The organism is Parasulfitobacter algicola (genome assembly GCF_013315265.1).
GTDB classification, from domain to species: domain Bacteria; phylum Pseudomonadota; class Alphaproteobacteria; order Rhodobacterales; family Rhodobacteraceae; genus Parasulfitobacter; species Parasulfitobacter algicola.
The window spans coordinates 1-1,768 of sequence record NZ_JABUFE010000042.1 but is presented as its reverse complement, the minus strand read 5'-3'; the positions used below and the strand labels follow the sequence as shown (position 1 = coordinate 1,768).

Annotated in this window: 1 protein-coding gene; it reads left to right on the top strand. The window is 53.6% G+C overall.

Annotated features, from left to right (window positions below; genetic code table 11):
- Window positions 1-514 precede the first annotated feature (514 nt).
- Window positions 515-1,375, top strand: a complete 861-nt coding sequence (locus HRQ87_RS19930) for a CPBP family intramembrane glutamic endopeptidase (RefSeq protein ID WP_174140199.1) — start codon at window positions 515-517, stop codon at window positions 1,373-1,375.
- The last annotated feature ends 393 nt before the right edge of the window (window positions 1,376-1,768 follow it).

Sequence of the window (1,768 nt, the reverse complement as noted above, 5' to 3'; positions counted from 1 at the left end):
GAATACCCGCAAATGGGCGGCTGTCAGTACTGCCCTCGAAAATGGGCGGAGTTTTTCACCAGTATCGACCGTTTTTGTCCCGAACGGTAGTAGCACCAAAATCATTGAAAAATCTTGTGCCACAAACCCTTGGCAAAACTCGGTCTGGTTCTGTCACGTTTTTGGCCGCAGCCTGAATCGCGGACATTGGTGCGAGTTGCAGCATCCGGGAGTAAGGGCTCTTCGCTGCCGTTGAGGCTGGCGCAGCATCAGCGCAGTAGCTACCGAAAATCCCGATGAGTACGGCCCATAGCCGACCTTTGACACGCAGCGGAGATACTGCAGTCGCAACCCGCTTAGCGGCCGTTCGCTACAACCGCAAAATCCCGAAGTCTGTAAATGGGAAAATCGCGGGACATAGCTGCCTTTAGTGAACAGCCAAACACCCAACACGGCACCGATCGTTAACATCGGCGAATCCGCTGCTCAACTGCCTTGCATTGAATTTCTTCCAGACAACCTTAAGCTCAATCGCATGAACAAAATTCGTAGTTTCTCTGCATCGCAGCCCCTTTTTGTCGCGCTTGCAGTTCTCGTGATCGCCGCAGTTTACTTCGTTGCGCCAATTCTTTTTGCAGATACCTCTGATCTGTTCGGACATGGACGACAGCAACAGGGTGCATCCGAATTTGCCGATGGCCTTTGGACCGAGGCTGCAATGGCAAGCGTTCTTGTTGGTGCCGTTTTTCTGATCGGCTGGGGTCGAGAGACGGGACTGCTCAGCATGCCCCGGTGGCGCGCGACGCTTTTCACTTTGCCTTACATTGCATTTGTTCTTGCGCTGATCTTTGTCACCTACGGTACCGCCCTTCTAGAGAATGATGACTTTGCGCTGACGCCCGCGCAATGGGGGACAGTAGGGGTCGCAAGTTTTGCAGCCCTCATCGTCGGCTTCTTTGAAGAGCTTTTGTTTCGCGGCGTGCTATTGCACGGTTTGCGGTCGAAATTGCCCGCCATTGCCGCTGTCTTGGTTGCCGCCGTCATTTTTGGACTGTTCCACTTTGTGAACTGGATGGGCGGGCAACCATTGGAAATCACCTTATTCCAGATTTCAGGCGCGATTGGCGGCGGTGTTTTCCTCGGTGCGCTCGTACTTTGGACGGGATCACTGTGGCCATCGATCATCATGCATGGACTGTGGGATGCGGCGGTAACACTGGATCAAACGATAACCATCGCAAATGGTGGCGAGGTAGCTTCTGAGGAAACAGCCCTTGTAGGCGCCGAAAGCGCTTATGATCCACTGCTTGCGCTCGTGCTCTCGCCCGAGACGATCTATGGCGTGATTTTACTTGCACTGTGGGCGTGGTGGAACAAAAGGCGGTCAGCCGTCTAGCCCGCAATCCGCCCTTATAAATGTCGAGTAAGATCAGATCAGAGGCTTAGTGTTACAGCGCTACGGATATTGATCCTGATCTGTAGTTTACGCGATAGAGAGTTCGGTCTTCTTTTTGTGACTTCCAGTCCATCAATGTCTTGAGAGGGCTCTTCGCAGACCTCACACGCATTGCAGCATCTTATCAGCATGACCGCGGAAACCAATCGCGGACGGCCCATAAGAGACATTCACCACCCAATCGCTATGCTGCAGTCGCAGCCCGCCTAGCGGTCATTCGCTGCGAGCGCGAACTCCTGGCTTCGTCGAACTCACACATCGCGGGACAAAAGCGCCATTTCTCTGCAAGCGCGCCAATGGCGGCTTTCATGATCTCGACAAATAGATCGCAAG